Origin of the sequence: Serratia sp. CY43202 (genome assembly GCF_052168755.1) — a bacterium.
Classification (GTDB): domain Bacteria; phylum Pseudomonadota; class Gammaproteobacteria; order Enterobacterales; family Enterobacteriaceae; genus Serratia; species Serratia bockelmannii.
The window spans coordinates 531,898-551,057 of record NZ_JBJNMB010000003.1 but is presented as its reverse complement, the minus strand read 5'-3'; the positions used below and the strand labels follow the sequence as shown (position 1 = coordinate 551,057).

The window sequence follows — 19,160 nt, the reverse complement described above, 5'->3', positions numbered from 1 at the left end:
TATTCTCATGTTTAACAAGGGCTAATTATTATTAATTAGTTTTTTGAGCGGGGAATAATGAGATACATAATTAATAATAAGATTAAATATCATGAAGATAGATCAGAGTTGGTGGATATCAATGCTGAGCTACCGCCTCAACCGCTCACCGCCACCCTGAACCGCCTGCTGTCCACATTGGTCAGAAACAATAACCTGGTGCTCTCCCGCGATACCCTGCTGACGCAGGTATGGGAAGCGCACGGCCAGGTGGCCTCCGGCAATAACCTCAATAACACCATTTCCATCCTGCGCAAGATGTTCGCCGCCCTGGGCGAGGACGAGATTATCGTCACGCTGCCGCGCCAGGGATTTATGTTTACCGCCACTTCGTTGAAGACGACGGACAGCCTGTCGGAGAGTTCGTCGGAGATGCCGATCCCGGCGGCTGCAGAAAGCGCCTTGCCGACCAAGCCGCTGCGAGCGCAGCGATTTAAGCGCCTCGGGTTGGCCGCGTTGCTGCTGTTGGCGGCGGGGAGCGGTCTGTGGGCCTGGCAGGACGCCGGCTATGCGCCGATCAGCACGGTAAGCGTAGGCAACATCGGCAGCTGTGAGGTGAAGTTCATCGCTTCTTATCATAAGACCGGTTCCGGCAAGGCGGATTTGGCGCACTTGCAAACGTTGCTGGATAAACGAAATCATATTCACTGTAGTGAACCGGCGACGCTGCTTTATTACGACAGCCAGTCGGTGGTACCAGGCAGCGCAGAACGCGTGCGATCTTCTTACTTCTTTTATTGTCCGCAGACGGCGATGGCGGCGGGCAAAGCGCAATGCGAGAACTACTATGAAAGTCTGGAAAAATAACCGGATATGGCATTACCGTTACGCGCTGTTAGTCTTTGCGGCGCTGGCCTGCTGTTGCGTCGCCGCTTATGTGCTGTTCGCTATGCCGCAGGTGCCGGAATGCCGGGCGTCGATGCGGGTGCATAATCAGGATAAAGATGCGGCGATGGAGCGTGTGCTGCTGGTGAGCATCGTGCCTGAGGGCGCGCGACAGCTCACTATGTTGATGAGCGGCAGTTTTTTTGATGGTGATACACGTTATGTGGTCGATCGCTCCGTGGAAATGAGTTACCAGCGTCGCGGCAGCAACTACACCATGTGGGTAACGAAAAATACCCGCAAGCCGCAGGACTCTGTCGTTCGCGAGGATATGAATCGCCGGTTGCCTATCGCCGGGCAGCAGTTGCATATGCGCATCGAGCGTATCGATCGGCATCACTATCTGTTTACTGATAACCATTCGCCGCTTTTTGTCTGCGTGACTGGCGCATAACGGTCCCCCCCAGAATTACCGGGGGGCCGATGTTGTCTCTGACCCTGGGTATCAAGAGCGAAAAGATTAAGGTTGATTGCCGGCTATATAATTATTGATGCAAGGGCTGTTACCGGTACGCGGGCAGTAGGTGACCTGCTGTTCATCCTGGTTAGTGCTCTCATTAAGAATGTTAGCGTAATAATAGACGTCGGCCCGCGTACGGCAATTGAAGCCCGCCTGTTGTATCACCTGCTTGATGTTCTCCAGGCTTCCTCCACCTAAAGTCATACTGTACACCTGGCAGCTTTGGTAATTCCCAAGTGGATAAACGCTGATACGCGTGCTGTTTTGATACAGCACAATGATGGCAAAAGGCACCAGACAGGCAGCGGCAATCATTATTAAGCGTTGTAATGCTCGTCGGATGCTGGGGGGAGAAGTCCCGGGGGGCGGCGTAGACGCTATTTCCGTTTCACGGTGCTTTTCTTCTCTATATATTTCCACCTTATTTTCATTCGCTTCATGAATGTTTCGAGCAATAAATTTAAACCCCTGACGTGGATAGGTGACGATAATCTCCTCGGCGCCAAACTGCGCCAGTGATTTACGTAACCCGGAAACGTAATTGTTTAAGTTATTGTTGGAGGCTTTCAGCCCATAATCGACCCAAACATCATTAAGCAACCTCTCTCGCAACAACAGCTTATTATTATTCTTGATGAACAACGAAAGCAGTCTGCTGGTCGGCTTCAGTAAAGCTATTTTATTGCTGGCATTATCGACATGCATCAATGTGCCTTCCTCCTCGTTATAGAGGATGCTCTCATTTATAATGAAAATCATTTTATTTACCCGTCAACTTTCCTGTCGAGAGATTATTCTGAGACCTCTGTGTACTTTTTTCAATCCCTTGAGTTGCAGGGCAATGGGATTTTTCTCTTTATTCGTGTAATTGAAATGAAATGTTTATCTGCTTACAAGTTTTTTAATATAAATACTGATAATTAAATCCTATTTATCGTGATTTTAATCTATTTAATTATTATTTTATCGATAATAATCCTGTGTTTTTGTATTTTTGCGACATAACGTTTCAAATGGAAGGCGCTAAGTGTAAATTTGTTTCCACTGATACGGGGCGCGGAAACGCAGCGTATTAGCCACGGAGACAATGCTCAGAAATCTCAGGAATAAAACTGCTGCATTGCATGCGTGACTTAAGGATTTAATTCTTCTCCACTACTTACTAAGGAATGTAAGGAATCTCTATGAAACTGAACAAAATTATGATTGCAGCGGTATTGGCCTTCGGCGCTTCTTCTATGATGGCCCAGGCTGCGAATCAGGGTAGCGGTACCGTCACTTTCAACGGTGAAATCATCGATGCACCATGCTCTATCGCTCCGGGCGATATCGATCAAACTGTTGAAATGGGGCAAATCTCCAACCTGAGCCTGAAGGACGGCCGTGAGTCTCAATTAAAACAGCCGGTTACCATTAAGCTGCAAGACTGCACCAGCGCCACACAGAAGACAGTGCAGACCACCTTCACCGGTCAGCCTGGTGGCGCGGCCGGTAACGATAATAAAATGATCGGGTTTGGCAGCGGCAGCACTGCTAAAGGGGCGAGTATCGTTATGACCGATGACGAAAACGGTAATGCCGTGATTGAGTTGGGCAAGGCGACCGCAGGTCAGGGTATTAAAGCGGGCCAGGAAACAGCAGATCTGAAATTCACCGCCTTCCTGAAAGGTAATGGTGGCGCTTTGGATACTATCGTTCCGGGTGCATTCACCAGCGTGGTTAACTTCGCGCTGAACTATCAATAAGCGCTTTATCTGAATAATGCCAGCATGCGGGGTAGCCCGCATGCTTTTCCCCAGAATGGATTCCTGTTTGCAAGGGATAATCTCTATGGCCCTGATTGGCAAAAATGTAGTGGCGCCTTCCCTATTGGTCGCGATTTTTACGGCCCAGGCGATGCCGGCAACGGCTTCGGTTATTGGCTGGGGAAGAGTCAATATGGAAGGCGCTATTGTCAACGCGGCCTGCGCCATTGAGTCGGCCAGCCGTGATCAAACCATCGACATGAAAACTTTGCCGGTGGAACAAATTACCCGCGATGGGCACGGGCTAACCCGTTCCTTTACGCTGAAATTAGTGAACTGTGGGTTGTCGGGTGATAATTCCGCTAATTCTGGGCGCCAGCATTTCCGGATGATATTTGACGGTAATGCGGAAGGAAAAAACTTCGGCGTCATCGGCGATGCCCGTGGCGTGGCGTTACGCATTGCCGACAGTATCGGCACAGATATTTACCCTGGGGTGCCGATGTCAATAGAAAATACCCTGACAAAAGATTATCGCTTGAATTATTCAATGCAGCTGGTAGCTAACAGCCAGGTATTGCGCGCAGGGGATTACCGCTCCGCCATTCGTTTTAAATTGGATTACTACTGATTATAAATAAGTTAAAGGTTGGCGGGATCATGGATGCGAGAAAATTTAAATCGGGGGCACTCCCGTTAAGTTTATTAGGGATATGTATTTCTCTGGCTCTCTGCAGCCTGGCCTTTCAGGGGCGGGCGGATGATGCAATTCAGTTCAACACCGACATCCTGGATATCAACGATCGTAAAAATATCGATCTCGGCCGCTTTTCCAAAGGCGCCTACATTATGCCGGGCAAGTACAGCATGACGGTATTGGTGAACAAGCAGTCATTGGATGAGCAGCCGGTGGCTTTTTATCCGCCGGAAAACGATCCCGATGGCAGTGCGGCCTGCGTCTCGCCGCAGCTGGTTGAAAAACTGGGCCTTAAAACCGAGTTTCTCAAGCAGCTGCGCTGGTGGCATAACGAGCAGTGCCTGGATCTGACCAGCCTCAAGGGCATTGAGGCCAGGGGCGATCTGGCGGTGTCGGCGTTGTATCTGAACATTCCCCAGGCCTATTTAGAGTACTCCACACCGGATTGGGATCCGCCGGCGCGCTGGGATAACGGCATTCCCGGCCTGCTGCTGGACTATAACCTGAACGGCCAGGTGCAGAAGAACCGCAACGGTGGCGGCCAGACGCAGCGCCTGGGCGGCAACGGTGCAGTGGGTGCCAACCTGGGCGCCTGGCGGCTGCGGGCCGACTGGCAGACCAGCCTCAATCACCAGACCGGCTCAGGGGAATCGAGCCAGAGAACGTTTGACTGGAGCCGCTATTACGCTTTCCGCGCGTTGCCGCAGTGGGGCGCGCGCCTGGCGCTGGGGGAGGATTCGCTGCAGAGCAACCTGTTCGACAGCTTCCGCTTTACCGGCTTCAGCCTGATGTCGGACGACAACATGCTGCCGCCTAACCTGCGCGGCTATGCGCCAGAGGTGACCGGCATCGCCAAAACCAACGCCAAAGTCACCATCAGTCAGCAGGGCCGCGTGCTGTATGAGGCGCAGGTCGCCGCCGGGCCGTTCCGCATCCAGGATCTGAGCGATTCGGTGATGGGCAAGCTGGACGTCAAGGTTGAGGAACAAGACGGCAGCGTGCAGCAGTTTCAGGTGGACACCGCCAGCATTCCTTACCTGACGCGCCCCGGCATGGTGCGCTTCAAGTTTGCCGGCGGCCGACCGTCGAACTGGGAGCACCAGGTGCAAGGGCCAACCTTCGCCGCTAGTGAATTCTCCTGGGGGATCAGCAATGGTTGGTCGCTGTTCGGCGGGGCCATCGCCGGTGGCGATTATAACGCGCTGTCGCTGGGGCTGGGGCGCGATCTGTTGGTGCTCGGCGCGCTGTCGTTTGATACCACGTATTCGCGGGCCAGATTGCCGATCGACGACGGCACCAAAAAAGGCGGCTCGTACCGCTTGAGCTATTCGAAAAGCTTTGATGAATACGACAGCCAAATCACCTTCGCCGGTTATCGCTTCTCGGAAGAAAATTTTATGACCATGAGCGAATACCTGGACGCGCGCTATCACGGCCTGCGGAACGGCAAAAGCCGGGAAATGTACACCATTACGTTCAACAAACAGTTCCGCGATCTGGGGATCAGTACCTATCTCAACTACGACCACCAGACTTACTGGGATAAGCCGACCGACGAACGCTACAGCCTGGCGCTGTCGCGCTATTTCAACCTGGGAGCGTGGAAAAATCTGAGCGCCTCACTCTCGGCCTATCGCAATAAGTCCAGAGGGACCAACGACGACGGTATGTATCTGAGCCTGACGGTGCCGTGGGGAGGGGATGCCAACCTCAGCTACAGCAGCTCGTGGAACCGTAACAATAACAACCAGCGGGTGGGTTACTACCAACGGCTGGATGAACACAACAACTACCAGTTGACCGCCGGCACCTCGCGCAGCGGTGAATCCGCCAGCGCGTTTTACAGCCACGACGGCGACGCGGCGCGTATCGATACCAACGTGAGTTATCAGAGCGGCCAGTATTCCTCGTTAGGCATGAGTCTGCAAGGGGGCGCCACGCTGACCGCCCAGGGGGCGGCGCTGCACCGCAGTGGGAACTTTGGTGGCACCCGTCTGCTGTTGGACACCGATGGCGTGGCCGGGGTACCGGTACGCGGCTATGGCGCCACGAGCCGCACCAACATGTTTGGCAAAGCGGTGGTGACGGACGTCGGCAACTTTTACCGCAGCCGGGCGAGCATCGATCTGACCAACTTATCGGACGAGGCTGAAGCGACGCAGTCGGTGGTGCAGGCGACGCTCACCGAAGGGGCGATTGGCTACCGGCGCTTCAACGTGATTTCCGGCCAGAAAGCCATGGCGGTGATCCGCCTGGCGGACGGCAGCACACCGCCGTTTGGCGCCGAGGTGTTCAACCGCCGCAGGCAGCAAACCGGGATTGTGAATGACGGCGGCAGCGTTTACCTCAGCGGTATCCGCGCCGGTGAACAAATGACGGTGCATTGGGAAGGGAAGGCGCAATGTGAAATCGATCTGCCGGCGTTGCGCACGGATGTCGCTCTGAGCGATCTGCTGCTGCCGTGCCGGCGCGTGGCCGCAGGCAGTGAAGGCCAGGCAGATGCCCCGGAAAACCCGTAAATGCAATTTTTGACCAAATGGAAGCTTATTATGCGAAACAACACTGTAAAAACGCTGTCGGTAGCCGGCCTGCTGACCACCACCTTGCTGAGCGGCCAGGCGCAGGCCGCCATCGCGCTGGATCGCACCCGCGTGATTTTAAACGGCGGCGATAACTCGGCCAGCATGAACATCACCAATAAAAACACCCAGCTGCCTTATCTGGCCCAGGGCTGGCTGGAGAATGAGCAGGGTGAAAAAATCAACAGCCCGCTGATCGTGTTGCCGCCGGTGCAGCGGGTGGAGCCGGGCGCACAAAGCCAGGTCAAGGTGCAGGCGCTGCCGGCCACCAAGGCACTGCCGCAGGATCGCGAGAGCCTGTTCTACTTCAACCTGCGCGAGATCCCGCCGAAGAGCACCAAGGCCAACACGCTGCAGATCGCGCTGCAGACCCGCATCAAGCTGTTTTACCGCCCGGCGGCGATCGTGCCGAACAAAAACGCCGCGTACAGCCCGTGGCAAGAACAGCTGACGCTGACCCGCCAGGGTGCGGGCTTTAAGGCCAATAACCCGACCCCGTATTACATCACGCTGGTTGATGCCCGCAGCAGCAAGAGCGGTAAAACCGCCGCCGGTTTTGAACCGCTGATGGTGCCGCCGAAAGGTAGCGTCATGTTAGGCGCCACTGGCCTGGGCAATGCACCGGTGCTGACTTATATCAATGACTACGGCGGCCGCCCGGATCTGACCTTCAAATGTGGCACCGGTGATTGTCAGGTGGTGCCTGAGAAGCAAGGATAATCGGCGCCGGCAGCGGCGCTCCATCAGTTGAAGCGGCAGGGAAACTAATGCAAATAATCGATAGCGGCTGCAACAGCCAGGAGAGAGGCGCTTTAACCCGACGGGCAGGCCAGGCGGCGTTATTGGCGCTGGTTTTGCTGACGAGCCAGGGGAGCCGGGCAGAGCCTGGTAACCACGGCATGTTGTTTGTGCATGGCGCGCTGACTGAAGGTGCCTGCCGGCTGGAGATGTCTTCGGCCCACCAGGATATCTGGCTGGGTGAAACCACCACGAGCAGCCTGGCAGTGCCCGGCAACCGCACGCAGCCGGTGGCCTTCCAACTGCGGTTGCGTGACTGCACGCGCATGGGGGCGGCCATCAGAGACACTCGCCTCGGTTACCGGCTGTGGGATGCCTACCAGCCGGCGGTCACGGTGAGCTTCACCGCCCCGGCCGATGCGGATAACCCGCAGCTGGTGCAGGTGCAGGGCGCCGAAGGCCTGGGGCTGCGGCTGTTGGATGCGGATAACCGCGATGTGCGGCTGGGCAGCCGCAGCCGGCCGCAGCTGCTGGCGCTGGGCGATAACGGGCTGCAGTTTTATGTGATGGCGGAGCGCACGCGTGCGCCGCTGTTGGCGGGCGCCTACCGCGCGGCGATCGATTTCCGGCTGAACTATGACTGAGGTGGACGGTATGGGCGATACAGGGCGACGTACGCTGGCCATTGGCGGTGAATATCTCCTTCTGGGCTGCGCGCTGGCGGCCAGCACCGCTGCCGCTTCGGCGCTCACGCTGCTGGCGGTGCTGAGTTTTGGCCAGCTGGCGCAGGCTGCGACGGTGAATGTCACGGTGAAAGGCGAAGTGCTCGCGAAACCAAAGTGTGAAATCAACGGCGGCAATGACATCGATGTGCCCTTCGGCGAACTGAATATCGCAGACATTGACGGCGTTAACTACGGCAAGAAAAAGATCCCCTATAGCGTGAGCTGCAGCGGCGATACCTCCGGCTCGAACGGAAATATGAAAGTGTCATTGCAGGGCGAGAACTCAAATTTTGGCGTCGGTTTGCTGCGCACCCGCGAGAAGGAAGATTTGGCGATCAAGCTGCTGTTCGAAAATGGCCAGCAGCTGAAGCTGAACGAGTGGCATAACTTTTTTTATCCCAATTATCCACTGCTCTATGCCGTACCGGTCAAGCGCGGCGGCGCCAGGTTGAGTGGCGGGGACTTTTCCAGTTCTGCCACATTATTAGTCGAGGTTCAATAAGGAGATGAAGATGAAATATATTCCAGGGTTGGCCGCCTTGGCCTGCATGGGGTTGCTGGCCAGCGGCGCGGCGCAGGCGATAAATGTGAACTTTACCGGTAAGCTGGTGACGGCGCCAGACTGCGTCCTCAACACGGGTAAAGATATCAGCGTTGATTTTCAGGAAGTAGTGAGCAATAAAGTGGATGGCGTCGGCTACAAAAAAATGGAGATCCCCTACACCATTTCCTGCTCCGGCGGTTCACCAAATAGTGGTCAGCTTAAGGTAATGCTGGAATATACGACCGTACCATGGGGCGACTACAACGCGATCCAGGCCCAACCTACCCCACAATTTAATAATTTCGGGTTACGCATTGTTCAGGGCACCGGAGATACCACCTATGTGCCCAAGACTAAGCTGGTGATCGCCGATATAAATAACCCGACCAAGCTTTATGCCGTGCCGATTGGTAGACCGAGCGCAGGTTTACCTGAGGGGGCTTTCTCCGCGTCGGCTACCATGACCGCTATGTATGAGTAAAGCATTATCCCAGCACCGAAGCTGCACTGCTTCGGTGCTGGGTTGCGGCATCAATTAAAGCCACTGCATTATAAGCGCGGTGGAAAGAGGCGCACCGACGGCACTTAACCGGCGGAATATTTTCGCCATTGGCGAGGTCGGATAATCTATTTTGCCGGCAGGGTAACCAGATGAAAAAGATTTTTTTAGTGTTAATCGTATTTTTCGGCGGCACGAATGTGGCCAGCTCCGCTAATTTTGAGGCTATTCCTCGTATAGAGTATATAACCCCTTACAATGCTTTCCTCTCTTTTACGTTTCTCCGTATTTTACCGGATTCGCAGGAACCCAACCCCTGTTATGGGCAAAGAGACTGCAATTTATCTGTGGTGATGACCTTATCGAGCTCCCCACGTGTAGGTGTGGCATTGGTTGAGACCAACAGCAGCTGCAACACGGCGGATTGCAAGACCAGCACGAAAACGGCCAAAACCATGGGGGAGCTCGCGCCGTTAGTCAGGTATTTAGGGCGCAATGGAACGAACTCGACCAGAGATATAAATCAGATTAACAACTGGCCTCTTAGACTCTGCTTCGGTGTGTCAATTAACGGTAAATGGAGTGGCCCTTTCGGCTGCTCCCCAGAGATACCCAGGACAAACAGCTGCGATATTCTTGACACGAACGCCATCGTTGACTTTGGCTCATTCAGCAGCGACGTTACGGCCCGGCAGGCCACGGGAAGCATCAAGATAAATTGTGCCAGCGAGGCTTACTTACGCGTTAAGTTTAATTCCAATGTCACCAACATGTCGTTAAGCCAGGACGGGCGGATGACCGCCAGCCTGAAGTTTAGAGACCTGATCACCGGCGTGGGCGAGGATTATATAAAAGTGCCAGGCGGCAATAGAGAAATCTTTATCGACGGTGATCTCAGGAATAATAATACGTCACATACCGGCCCGTTTTCTGTGCCTGTGGTAGCGATAATAGAAATCATATAACAGTGACTAAACGGCCCGCCCCCTCTTTTTAATGGGGTGCTGGCGTTATGAATGTGTTACCCCGTTAGGAATGTGATTATCAGCGATACGTTTCATTAGGCGCTGTTACTCTTGGCCCTTCCACTGAAAGTATTTTAAGCGGAAGGCTGCGTAAAATGAATAACGGTGGAGGCAGAATCTACCGGGCTGTTTCTCAGGAATAGTTTCTCGTTTGGCAAACAAGGGAAAATAGGCCTACAGGAGGCTCAGACAATGAAACCAATCAATATTGTGATTGATGACGAAAACCGCTATTTTGCCGCCGGCTTGCGGTTAAGCATTGCGAAATATGCGCAGCAGTATAACAAAGTCGCGCATTTCCTGCCGCCAGGCAGCGATGAGCGGCCTGACATCGTGTTGACTTCGCAGATCCGACGTACCCGATGCTGGGCTGCCTATTCAAGGGCACACGTCGTCACCATTAAAGAAAGGCAGACCCTTGTCGCCAGGCGTACAAGCCGGGTGTTGTACCGCACTGACGATCAGCAATACCTGTTTACGCTGCTGACCGATGCCCTGGCCAATCCCGGCCCGGTATGCCATTTTTCCGGTCAGGCGCTGACCCGCCGTGAGCGGCAGGTTATCGGCTATATGCGGCGTGGGTTGGATCAATCGCAAACCGCCAGAATAATGGGTGTGAGCGTTAAAACGGTGCACAGCCATAAACGTTCGGTAATGGGTAAGCTGATGTTAAACCGCAGCCATGACTTTATGTATTGGTTACTATCTCCAGAGGCAGAGTATTCCTAACCGTGATGGGGAATGATTTTAATTATTCCCATCTGTTATCTTTATATCGCTAAAGGATAGCTTATTTTGATTAACATTTACCGGGAGAATGTTAATTCTTGTTTTATTCATTTGTTAGATAGCAAAAGGGAAAGTTATGAAAAAGACAGCGGCTTTACTTATTGGCGCTTGCATCATGATGGCATCTTATGCACATGCCGGTTTTAACGGCAATCATAACGTGCAGGGCAATAATGGCAACGCCAGCGGCGCCGGCAATAGCGATTTTGGTCAATGCATCAATGGTCAAGGGAAAAATGGTGGGCAATGTGCGGGCAATACCAACACAGGCGTCAAGCCTAAAGAAAAAGATAAAGGCGAAGTCATGAATGCGATTTGTGAATCGCCGTTTATGAAAAAATACTCGCCGCTATGCCAGTAATATTGATTTTTAAATGACAAGCAGGGTTATCCTCCCTGCTTTTTTTGTGGCTATTGATTAAATATCCTGTTGTTCCGACTAAAAATATAAGTTCGGTGAATTATTATCGTTGGCAGTGATGGTAGCTGTACGTAATTTACGTGGGGTATTATCTACACCAAGGGAAAGGTTAAGTGGATTTGTTTTATTTCGCGATATTCTTGTTGTGTTTAAGCATCTATTCATTCTACAAACATGCGCAGCGGATGAAGAAAAGGCAGCTATCTATTCAAGAACTCGGCCATTCTTCCCGTTGGTTGGCATTGCGACGTCATCATTGACGCTGCTACGCATTGTATGACGTAGCGTTTTTTACCAGAGAGTAGTATCCGCCTCAACGAAAGAGGGTGCCCGGACTCGGACAACCGGCGCTGGCGCCGCGTTGAACAGCGCTTCAGCGCTGGCCCGCAGGGTGAGGCCTTTGGCCGAATAATCGAACGCAGTTCGATGGAGAGTCCGTACCCCAGAAAGCGAAAAACCCGCCATAGGCGGGTTCTTCTAAATAGGGCGACCGGACTCGGACAACCGGCGCTGGTGCCGTGTTGAATAGCGCTTTAGCGCTGGCCCGCAGGGTGAGGCCCTTGGCCGAATAATCGAACGCAGTTCGATGGAGAGTCCTGTTCCTGAAAAGCAAAAACCCAGCCATAGGCGGGTTCTTCTGAATAGGGCGACCGGACTCGGACAACCGGCGCTGGCGCCGCGTTGAACAGCGCTTCAGCGCTGGCCCGCAGGGTGAGGTCTTTAGACCGAATAATCGAACGCAGTTCGATGGAGAGTCCGTACCCCAGAAAGCGAAAAACCCGCCATAGGCGGGTTCTTCTGAATATGGTGCCCGGACTCGGAATCGAACCAAGGACACGGGGATTTTCAATCCCCTGCTCTACCGACTGAGCTATCCGGGCAACGCGCAGCATTAAACCGTATTGGCCGAAAGCCGTCAATGGCTTTATGCGTGAAAGACGTTAAAATGCCTCCGGTTGCTGGCTTTTCAGGCAAAGGGCGCAAAAAATGCGCCTGTTCTGGCTATCACCTTGGGTTGGCTGTGCCGCCAACCCTGCCGATTCAGCTTAACGCCCCGTTGCGGCGGCACTGCGCCACCTGCAAGATGTCTTCCGCCAGCCGTTTGGCGACCGATACGTCCTGGAGCTGGCGTTTTACCAGCAGTTTGCTCAGGCAGCCTTCCTGAATCAATTCCATTTGCTGCGCCACCATGTCGGCGTCGTCGGCATCCATGTCGCGCAGCAGTTCGCGGGTCAGCTCCAGCGAGGTCAGCTTTTGCTGCTCCGCCAGTTGGTGGATCGGATGATCCGTTTCCGGGAAGAAGCTGCAGGCGGCGATAAACAGGCAGCCGGGATAGCGGTCTTGCTGCACGTATTCCGCCAGTACGTCATAGCGCGCCAGCAGCTTTTGCTGCGGGCTCAGGTTTTCATCCAGCAGCAGCTGGCGGCGCCAGGTGTCGATCTGCTGGCCGTGGTAGCGCAGGCAGTCGTACAGCAGCGCTTCGCGATCCGGCCAGAACCGTTTGAGATCGCCGGGCTGAACGTCGAGTTTTTCCGCCAGCATCTCTAATGTGGCGGTCGCCAGGCCCTGTTGTTCCAACAGACCCAGCGCAGTATCAAGGACGTGTTCACGTTGCACTTGTGCTTCCTCCCATTCACTTCCGATCTTCAGTGTCAGTTATCGCATCACTTTCTGCAAATGCGCGTTGAAGGCTTCCGCCTTCATAAAACCGGTGACCCGCTCGGCCGTCAGCTCGCGGCCTGCCGGATCGAAGAACAGGATCGTCGGCAGCCCCAGCACCTGCAGGTGCTTCAGCAGCGCCGCTTGTTCCGTGCTGTTAGCGGTGACGTCCGCCTGCAGCAGCACCGCGTTGGCCAGGCTCGCCTGCACCGCTGCATCGCTGAAGGTGTATTTCTCGAACTCTTTGCAGGCTACGCACCAGTCGGCGTACAGGTCCAACATCACCGGTTTGCCCCGCGCCTGTTGCAGCGCGAGATCGAGCTGTTCGACGTTGTTGATGCGGGTAAAGGCCAGATGCGGTTGAGCCGCCTGCTGCGCCTGGTCGGTGCCGAAAGCCCAGTCCTGCAGCGGCCGCGCGGCGATCACCGCCGCCGCCAGCAGCAGCAGTTGCAGAGCGCGCGTCCAGCCACGTGAGCTTCTCAGGCTCAGGGCGAAGGCCCAGCCGAAGAACGCCAGGCCGAGCAGGCTCCACAGGCGCAGGCCCCACAGGTCGCCGATCACCCGCTCCAGCAGGAACACCGGCAGCGCCAGAATGACGAAGCCGAAGGCTTCTTTCACGTACTGCATCCACGGGCCGCTGCGCGGCAGCAGGCGGTTGCCGAACAGGGTGACGATCACCAGCGGAATGCCCATGCCCAGCGCGTACAGGTACAGCGTGCCGCCGCCGGCCCACAGATTACCGCTCTGGGCGATATACAGCAGGATGGCGCTGAGCGGCGCGGTGGTGCAGGGGGAACAGATCAGCCCGGCCAGAGCACCCATCAGGAACACGCCGGTCAGTGAGCCGCCGCGCTGGGTGTTGCTCCAGTTCGCCAGCCGGGTTTGCAGCGCCGAGGGCAGCTGCAGGGAATAGAGGCCGAACATCGACAGCGCCAACGCGATGAACAGCACCGACAGGCCAATCAGGACGTAAGGATGCTGCAGCGCCGCCTGAAACTGCAATCCGGCGGCGGCCACCACCAAGCCCAGCAAGGTGTAGGTGAGCGCCATGCCCTGCACGTAAACCACCGCCAGCGCCAGAATGCGGCCGCTGTTTTGCGGCCGGTCGCGGCCGAGGATGATGCCGGAGATCAGCGGATACATCGGCAGTACGCACGGGGTGAAGGCGATGCCGATGCCGATCAGCAATGCCCACAGCGGCGAGAACGGCAGGCTGGCCGGTGTGGCGGGGGCTTCAACTGGTGCAGCGGCCGAGAGCGGCGCGGCTGCGGTGGCGCTGACCGCATCCAGCGGGATGGTTCGGGTTTCCGGCGGATAGCAGAAGCCGGCCTCGGCACAGCCCTGATAGGTGACGCTGAGGCTGGCGTTGGCCGCCGCCTGTTGCAGCGGCACCTGCAGATTCAGCTGCTGTTTGAAAATCGCCACTTCGCCGAAGAACTCGTCCTTGTGGCTCACCCCTTCGGGCAGGGTAAAGGCGCCGAGCGTCGCCTGCTGCGGCACCAGTTTGATCTGCTGGCGATACAGGTAGTAGCCGGGGCGGATCTGCCAGTTCAGCGTTACCTGGCTGCCCTGCTGTTTGAAATCGAAGGCGAAGGCCTGATCGACAGGCACGAACTGGCTGCCGCCTTTCGGCGCGAACAGCGAAGCCTGCGCCGCCTGTGGCAGGAAGAACAGGCTGCACAGCAGCAAAATCAGTTTAAGGAAGCGTTGATCCATAACAGGTAGTCTTTATCTCCGGCCATCACCGGCAGCACCAGCAACTCGGGCGTCTGGTAGGGGTGATGTTGTTTCAGGGTGTCGAGCAGGGCCTGCTGACGGCGGCGATCGCTTTTGAACAGCATCTGCACTTCGTATTCCTGTTCCAGTTTCCCTTCCCAGTAATACAGCGAGGTGGCGCCGGGCAGCAGTGTGGCGCAGGCCGCCAGCTTATCGCCCAAGACCCGCGCCGCCAGTTCCTGGGCGCTGGCTTCATCGGGTGCGGTACAGAGTATGACGACAGCTTCGCAATCAGACATCTTCAGCCCTCTCATCGATTCGAATGGGCACTATACCCTGAAGGCGGATTGGCTAGAAGGCGAGTTTATCGCCAAAAGGAAAACCGGGGCCGCAGCCCCGGTCGAAGCCTTACAGCATGACGCTGCCGAGCAGGAAGCCGAATACCACCGCGAAGATCACGCCCATGGTGCCGGGAATGAAGAACGGATGGTTGAACACGAAGCGGCCGATGCGCGTGGTGCCGGTGTCGTCCATCTGCACCGCGGCGACCAGCGTCGGGTAGGTCGGCAGGATGAACAGGCCGGAAACGGCGGCGAAGGAGGCGACGGCGGTCAGCGGCGACACGTTCAGCGCCAGCGCCATCGGCATCAGCGCCTTGGCGGTGGCGGCCTGCGAGTACAGCAGCGCCGAGCAGAAGAAGAAGATCACCGCCAGTAGCCACGGGTGCGCCTGAATGACGCTGCCGGCCGTCTCTTTGATCCAGTCGATGTTGGCCTGCACGAAGGTATCGCCCAGCCAGGCGACGCCGAGGATACAGATACAGGCGCTCATGCCGGCCTTGAAGGTGCTGGAGTTCAGCACCATGTCGGTATCGACGCGGCACAGCAGGGTGGTCAGCGTGGCGACGCTCAGCATGATGATCAGGATGGCGTTGGTGGTGTTCATCAGCGGCTTGGCCACCAGGCCCAGGCCCGGGCTGTTGATGATGGCGTAAGCCACTACGCACAGCACGCCCAGCAGGAACAGCAGCACCGAGGTTTTGGCGCGCGGTTTGATCGCCAGCGCGTTGTTGCCGCGCAGGGTGATCAGACCCTCTTCCAGGCGTTTCAGGTACACCGGGTCGTTAGACAGCTTGGAGTCGAACAGCCAGGTCACCAGCAGCGACATCACCAGCACGGCGCAGAAGGTGGACGGGATCACCACCATCAGCAGGTGCAGGTAGCTGACGCCGTGGCCTTCCATCACCGAAGACATGTACACCACCGCGGCGGAGATCGGCGAGGCGGTGATGGCGATCTGGGCGGACACCACGGCGGTCGACAGCGGGCGGCAAGGCTTGATGCCCTGTTCTTTCGCCACTTCGGCGATCACCGGCAGCGCCGAGAGCGAGATGTTGCCGGTGCCGGCGAAGATGGTCAGGAAGTAGGTGACGATAGGGGCGAGAATGGTGATGTGCTTGGGGTTCTTGCGCAGCAGCTTTTCGGTCTGCTGCACCAGATAATCCATCCCCCCGGCGACCTGCATCGCGGAGATCGCTGCGATCACCGCCATAATGATGGAAATCACGTCGAAGGGAATGCTGCCCGGCTTGACGCCGATCAGCGCCAGGACCAGAACGCCCAACCCCCCCGCGAACCCGATACCGATACCGCCCAACCTGGCCCCTAAAAAGATGGCCAGCAGAACGATAACCAATTCTACGGCTAGCATAGTGTTTACTCCTTAAAATGAGAGAAATTGAAAATCAAACGTTAAAATTTTGTGGGCGCCGGAAAGTAAAAAGGCACGCTATCCAGAGGATTTAGCGTGCCTTTCAGGGCTACCGGGTAGGTCTGTTATTGTTCATTTTCATCCGTATAGCGTTTAGCTTTATAAGCCGGGTGCATCAGGTTCTCCACGGAGAAGATGTCATCCAGCTCGGCTTCGGTCAGCAGGCCGCGTTCCAGCACCACTTCGCGCACGCTCTTGCCGGTTTCGGCGCAGATCTTCCCGACGATGTCACCGTTGTGGTGGCCAATGAACGGGTTCAGATAGGTGACGATACCGATCGAGTTGAAGACGTAGTGTTCGCAGACTTCTTTATTCGCGGTGATGCCGTTAATGCATTTTTCCAGCAGGTTGTAGCAGGCGTTGGTCAGGATGTGGATCGACTCGAACATCGCCTGGCCGATCACCGGCTCCATCACGTTCAGCTGCAGCTGGCCCGCTTCGGCCGCCATGGTAACGCAAGTGTCGTTGCCAATCACCTTGAAACACACCTGATTGACCACTTCCGGCACCACCGGGTTCACTTTGGCCGGCATGATGGACGACCCCGCCTGCAGCTCCGGCAGGTTGATTTCGTTCAGGCCGGCGCGCGGGCCGGAGGAGAGCAGGCGCAGGTCGTTACAGATTTTGGACAGTTTCACCGCCAGGCGTTTGAGTGCGCTGTGCACCATCACGTAGGCGCCGCAGTCGGAGGTGGCTTCGATCAGGTCTTCCGCCGGTACCACCGGCAGGCCGCTGACTTCCGCCAGTTTTTGCACCGCCAGCGGCTGATAGCCTTCCGGGGTGTTGAGCGCGGTGCCGATGGCGGTGGCGCCCAGGTTAACTTCCAGCAGCAGCTCCGCGGTGCGGTGCAGGTTGCGGGTCTCTTCGTTCAGCAGCACGCTGAAGGCGTGGAATTCCTGGCCGAGGGTCATCGGCACTGCGTCCTGCAGCTGGGTGCGGCCCATTTTCAGGATGGTTTCGAACTCTTTCGCCTTGCGATCGAAGCCTTCACGCAGCTGGTTGATGGCGTCGATCAGTTTCTGGTTGGAGGCGTACACCGCGATGCGGAACCCGGTCGGGTAGGCGTCGTTGGTGGACTGGCACTTATTGAGGTGATCGTTCGGGTTCAGGTACTGGTATTCGCCTTTTTGATGGCCCATCAGCTCCAGGCCGATGTTCGCCAGCACTTCGTTGGTGTTCATGTTCAGCGAGGTGCCTGCGCCGCCCTGGAACACGTCCACCGGGAACTGATCCATGCACTTGCCTTTATCCAACACCTCGTCGCAGGCCTGGATGATCACGTCGGCGATTTTGCGTGGGATGGTTTTGAGTTCTTTGTTGGCCATCGCCGCGGCCTTTTTCACCATCACCATGCCGCGAACGAACTCGGGGACATCGCTGATTTTGCTGTTGCTGATGTAGAAGTTTTCAATCGCACGCAGAGTGTGAACTCCGTAGTAAGCGTCTGCGGGGACTTCACGTGTTCCTAACAGGTCTTCTTCGATACGAATGTTGTTTGACATGAGAACCTTCTCTATGTGTTGCTGCCGAATTAATAATTTGTCAGGTCAAGGCTAGTAAGGGCACAGCCTAAATTAATGTTGCCGAAGGCTTGGGGCGTGAAACGATTAACCAAATCGCCCGTTGCTGCCCAGATCATATGCTGGTTGGTAAGAAATGACTGAACCCAGATCACCTTATGGTGTTTAAGGATATGCCCTTTTCCGGTTCTGTGACTTCTTTCACGTTTGTGAACTTTAGCAATAAAAACCGGCTCTCGGTTGAAATGGTGGGGGGATGCCCTCATTGTAATGGTGTCGGCCGTTTACGGCCTCTTTTTTCGCGCTGTCGCCCCCATGGCGGCCGTGCTTTACCTACCGATAGGAGAACCAGGTGCGCTGGTTACCGCTACTGCTGATATTTCTGCTGGCTTACATAGAAATATCCATCTTTATCAAAGTCGCCGCCGTGCTCGGCGTGGCTGTCACCCTGCTGCTGGTGGTGTTCAGCTCCTGCGTCGGCATTTCGCTGGTGCGCAATCAGGGCATGAAAACCTTCGTGCAGATGCAGCAAAAACTGGCGGCCGGCGAAAGCCCGGCGGCGGAAATGGTGAAAAGCGTTTCGCTGGTGCTGGCGGGCTTCCTGCTGCTGATACCGGGCTTCTTCACCGACTTCCTCGGCCTGTTGCTGCTGCTGCCGCCGGTGCAAAAATCGCTGACGCTGAAGCTGATGCCGCACCTGTCGGTGTATCGCCCCGGCGGTTGGACGGGCGGCGACGCCGCCAACGGCAATACCTTCGACGGCGAATTCCAGCGCAAGGACGACGAACGCCCGGTGCTGGAACACCGCCCGGACGAGGATCGCAAACCTCACGATCGTTAAGCAAACGCGGCTCAGGCCGCGTTTTTCATCTCTGCGGCACTCGCCGAACCGAAAATGCGAAATTTTTTTTGTTCGCCCCCTTGAAGGGGGCTGGAACGCCCCCATCTCAAATGCCACGAGGCCGGTAATAACAACCATCCGGTGTACAACCCTAAATCTGATAGAGACCTTCTTACAGGAGAGCGTTCAATGAGTATTCGTCCATTGCATGACCGCGTTATCGTCAAGCGCAAAGAAGTTGAATCAAAATCTGCTGGCGGCATCGTCCTGACTGGCTCTGCTGCGGGTAAATCCACTCGCGGTGAAGTGGTTGCAGTGGGTAAAGGGCGTGTGCTGGAAAACGGCAACATCCAACCGCTGGATGTGAAAGTTGGCGATATCGTGATTTTCAACGACGGCTACGGCGTGAAAGCAGAGAAGATCGACAATGAAGAAGTGTTGATCATGTCCGAAAGCGACATTCTGGCAATTGTTGAAGCGTAATTGCGCTTTATCTTCTGAACTGAAC

At 55.8% G+C, this 19,160-nt stretch carries 20 protein-coding genes and 1 tRNA gene; 14 read left to right on the top strand and 7 right to left on the bottom strand.

Annotated elements, in window-relative coordinates; translation table 11 throughout:
* The first annotated feature begins 111 nt into the window (after window positions 1–111).
* Both ACJ8J5_RS09110 and ACJ8J5_RS09105 read left to right on the top strand, forming a co-directional pair.
* On the top strand, window positions 112–846 hold the full coding sequence (locus ACJ8J5_RS09110) for a winged helix-turn-helix domain-containing protein (RefSeq protein ID WP_230201419.1): 735 nt from the start codon (window positions 112–114) through the stop codon (window positions 844–846).
* Complete coding sequence (locus ACJ8J5_RS09105; protein WP_197781681.1) at window positions 827–1,318, top strand: hypothetical protein; 492 nt, start codon at window positions 827–829, stop codon at window positions 1,316–1,318. Before ACJ8J5_RS09110 ends, ACJ8J5_RS09105 begins: the two co-directional genes overlap by 20 nt.
* 66 nt (window positions 1,319–1,384) lie before the next feature.
* Here the strand turns inward: ACJ8J5_RS09105 and ACJ8J5_RS09100 are convergent, their stop codons facing one another.
* Window positions 1,385–2,089: a winged helix-turn-helix domain-containing protein gene (locus tag ACJ8J5_RS09100; protein ID WP_442516873.1), complete on the bottom strand. Its 705-nt coding sequence runs from the start codon at window positions 2,087–2,089 to the stop codon at window positions 1,385–1,387.
* 479 nt (window positions 2,090–2,568) lie between these two features.
* On the opposite strand from ACJ8J5_RS09100, the gene ACJ8J5_RS09095 reads away from it, so the two are divergent.
* The 10 genes from ACJ8J5_RS09095 (at window position 2,569) to ACJ8J5_RS09050 (ending at window position 11,086) form a co-directional block, all read left to right on the top strand.
* Window positions 2,569–3,129, top strand: a complete 561-nt coding sequence (locus ACJ8J5_RS09095; RefSeq protein ID WP_147823588.1) for a fimbrial protein — start codon at window positions 2,569–2,571, stop codon at window positions 3,127–3,129.
* An 85-nt stretch (window positions 3,130–3,214) separates the two neighbouring features.
* Window positions 3,215–3,760, top strand: coding sequence for a fimbrial protein (locus tag ACJ8J5_RS09090; protein WP_147823587.1), 546 nt, complete (start codon window positions 3,215–3,217; stop codon window positions 3,758–3,760).
* A gap of 29 nt (window positions 3,761–3,789) precedes the next feature.
* Window positions 3,790–6,345 carry an outer membrane usher protein gene (locus tag ACJ8J5_RS09085; protein ID WP_197770568.1) on the top strand — a complete coding sequence of 852 codons (2,556 nt, stop codon included), beginning with the start codon at window positions 3,790–3,792 and terminating at the stop codon, window positions 6,343–6,345.
* A 30-nt stretch (window positions 6,346–6,375) separates the two neighbouring features.
* Complete coding sequence (locus tag ACJ8J5_RS09080; RefSeq protein WP_197781680.1) at window positions 6,376–7,125, top strand: fimbria/pilus periplasmic chaperone; 750 nt, start codon at window positions 6,376–6,378, stop codon at window positions 7,123–7,125.
* 47 nt (window positions 7,126–7,172) lie between these two features.
* Window positions 7,173–7,787, top strand: coding sequence for a fimbrial protein (locus tag ACJ8J5_RS09075; RefSeq protein ID WP_197781679.1), 615 nt, complete (start codon window positions 7,173–7,175; stop codon window positions 7,785–7,787).
* A gap of 10 nt (window positions 7,788–7,797) precedes the next feature.
* Window positions 7,798–8,370: a fimbrial protein gene (locus ACJ8J5_RS09070; protein WP_197811764.1), complete on the top strand. Its 573-nt coding sequence runs from the start codon at window positions 7,798–7,800 to the stop codon at window positions 8,368–8,370.
* A gap of 10 nt (window positions 8,371–8,380) precedes the next feature.
* Window positions 8,381–8,893, top strand: coding sequence for a fimbrial protein (locus tag ACJ8J5_RS09065; protein WP_334274222.1), 513 nt, complete (start codon window positions 8,381–8,383; stop codon window positions 8,891–8,893).
* Window positions 8,894–9,063: 170 nt separating this feature from the next.
* A complete protein-coding gene (locus tag ACJ8J5_RS09060) occupies window positions 9,064–9,876 on the top strand; it encodes a hypothetical protein (protein WP_164068724.1) in 813 nt (270 codons plus the stop codon).
* A gap of 252 nt (window positions 9,877–10,128) precedes the next feature.
* Entirely contained in the window at window positions 10,129–10,665 is a 537-nt protein-coding gene (locus ACJ8J5_RS09055; protein WP_060433953.1) for a helix-turn-helix transcriptional regulator, read from the top strand.
* A 136-nt stretch (window positions 10,666–10,801) separates the two neighbouring features.
* Window positions 10,802–11,086, top strand: a complete 285-nt coding sequence (locus tag ACJ8J5_RS09050; protein WP_043143788.1) for a hypothetical protein — start codon at window positions 10,802–10,804, stop codon at window positions 11,084–11,086.
* 865 nt (window positions 11,087–11,951) lie between these two features.
* Here the strand turns inward: ACJ8J5_RS09050 and ACJ8J5_RS09045 are convergent.
* The 6 genes from ACJ8J5_RS09045 to aspA form a co-directional block, all read right to left on the bottom strand.
* Window positions 11,952–12,027 (bottom strand) — tRNA-Phe (locus ACJ8J5_RS09045).
* Between the two features lie 160 nt (window positions 12,028–12,187).
* Window positions 12,188–12,763 carry a division control transcriptional repressor DicD gene (gene dicD / locus ACJ8J5_RS09040; protein ID WP_015376374.1) on the bottom strand — a complete coding sequence of 192 codons (576 nt, stop codon included), beginning with the start codon at window positions 12,761–12,763 and terminating at the stop codon, window positions 12,188–12,190.
* 39 nt (window positions 12,764–12,802) lie between these two features.
* On the bottom strand, window positions 12,803–14,521 hold the full coding sequence (locus ACJ8J5_RS09035; RefSeq protein ID WP_308343530.1) for a protein-disulfide reductase DsbD: 1,719 nt from the start codon (window positions 14,519–14,521) through the stop codon (window positions 12,803–12,805).
* On the bottom strand, window positions 14,497–14,820 hold the full coding sequence (gene cutA, locus ACJ8J5_RS09030) for a divalent cation tolerance protein CutA (protein ID WP_004929657.1): 324 nt from the start codon (window positions 14,818–14,820) through the stop codon (window positions 14,497–14,499). Before cutA ends, ACJ8J5_RS09035 begins: the two co-directional genes overlap by 25 nt.
* A 109-nt stretch (window positions 14,821–14,929) precedes the next feature.
* Window positions 14,930–16,231: an anaerobic C4-dicarboxylate transporter gene (locus tag ACJ8J5_RS09025; protein WP_016929379.1), complete on the bottom strand. Its 1,302-nt coding sequence runs from the start codon at window positions 16,229–16,231 to the stop codon at window positions 14,930–14,932.
* A 125-nt stretch (window positions 16,232–16,356) separates the two neighbouring features.
* A complete protein-coding gene (gene aspA / locus ACJ8J5_RS09020; RefSeq protein WP_004929659.1) occupies window positions 16,357–17,793 on the bottom strand; it encodes an aspartate ammonia-lyase in 1,437 nt (478 codons plus the stop codon).
* A gap of 370 nt (window positions 17,794–18,163) precedes the next feature.
* On the opposite strand from aspA, the gene ACJ8J5_RS09015 reads away from it, so the two are divergent.
* A complete protein-coding gene (locus ACJ8J5_RS09015; RefSeq protein ID WP_004929660.1) occupies window positions 18,164–18,652 on the top strand; it encodes an FxsA family protein in 489 nt (162 codons plus the stop codon).
* Window positions 18,653–18,841: 189 nt separating this feature from the next.
* Window positions 18,842–19,135, top strand: coding sequence for a co-chaperone GroES (locus tag ACJ8J5_RS09010; RefSeq protein WP_004929661.1), 294 nt, complete (start codon window positions 18,842–18,844; stop codon window positions 19,133–19,135).
* Window positions 19,136–19,160 lie beyond the last annotated feature (25 nt).